This is a genomic window from Bathymodiolus azoricus thioautotrophic gill symbiont, assembly GCF_001298715.1.
Lineage (GTDB): Bacteria > Pseudomonadota > Gammaproteobacteria > PS1 > Pseudothioglobaceae > Thiodubiliella.
Map to the genome: position 1 here is coordinate 1 of NZ_CDSC02000087.1, position 1,154 is coordinate 1,154.

The window sequence follows — 1,154 nt, forward strand, 5'->3', positions numbered from 1 at the left end:
GTTTTGAGAGTAATGTTGCTCAAAGGCATCATCAAAGACTGTCCAATTAATAGTGTTGGCTAGTTGTATTAAAGGGTCTTTGACATCTAATTGAGAAAAGAGCTCTGAATGAAAAAGATTTAATTGGGTGGATATTGGGCTAGATTTAGTTAACATTTTTTTAAGCAAAACGACCAAGGAATAATGGGTATTTTAACAAAAGTTGGTTGATTTGTCTAGGGTTATTGTTAGTTTTATTGTTATAAATCAATGTTTTGTGTGGTTTTTAAGGGCTGACTACTTAACCCTGGGTTAATATATTCTATTTTTCCATAAATTTTTGTACTATTTGTTGCATTTGGTAGATGCTGTAACTTAACCAAAGGAGTGTTTCCAATACACTCATATACTGATTCTTTAATCATATTCGCCCTTGTTTGATTGTGATGTTATCCACGAAAAGCGGCTGTTTTATTTTGTAAAACTAATATCTGAATTCAACTGTCATATCAACGGTCGCCTGAAATGATTTATTAGGATTTTTTATTCCAGTTATCATTGATTTAATTAAATTTGGGTCTTGGCTAGTTAAACGGGTTATTTTTGAAATTTTGTAGCAAGATTTTATATAAATCTTGCCCCCCTATTATTGAATCTAAATTCACATTCTTTTAGATGATATTTAAACATATTTTTACTCATTCCTTTAAATTTTACCCGTCTTGTTTTTGCGTATCCCCAAAGAGATTCTATCCCGTTAATATGTGAATTGCCTCTAGCGAATTCATTCTTTCCATGATGCACCCTAAAATACTTTTTATAACCAAAATCTACAAGTCCATTATACCCTCGGCTATCCATCAGAATGAATCATGCTGTCAATGCTTGTTTTGCCCTTTATAATACTTTTCAAAGTTGCTGCAGAGCAGTTATCTATAATTTCAGCATAAACCTCTTCACCTCGTTTTAACAAGTCAAACACAATAGTTTTTCCTCTAGCACCACGACTGCGTTTTCCTTTAACGCGCCGTGCACCAAAGTAACTCTCGTCCACTTCAATTTGTCCAACTAATGGATCAGATTGAATCTGTGATAATTCAAAAATTCTTATCTTTACAAAGGTAAGAATTTTATTAATAGTGTTTCTCCCAAATCCAAAAATAGAACCACCCAAC

The 1,154-nt window shown here is 32.7% G+C and carries 1 protein-coding gene and 1 pseudogene; both read right to left on the reverse strand.

Translation table 11 applies throughout. The features are described from left to right. Positions 1 to 239: 239 nt before the first annotated feature. Entirely contained in the window at positions 240 to 404 is a 165-nt protein-coding gene (locus BAZSYMA_RS09800) for a hypothetical protein (RefSeq protein ID WP_195910048.1), read from the reverse strand. A gap of 159 nt (positions 405 to 563) precedes the next feature. Beyond that, positions 564 to 1,154, reverse strand: a pseudogene (locus BAZSYMA_RS01785) (IS1595 family transposase); the annotation flags it as partial.

Coding starts and splice junctions, on each gene's coding strand:
- BAZSYMA_RS09800 (WP_195910048.1), bottom strand. CDS start 404: ATGATTAAAGAATCAGTATATGAGTGTATTGGAAACACTCCTTTGGTT.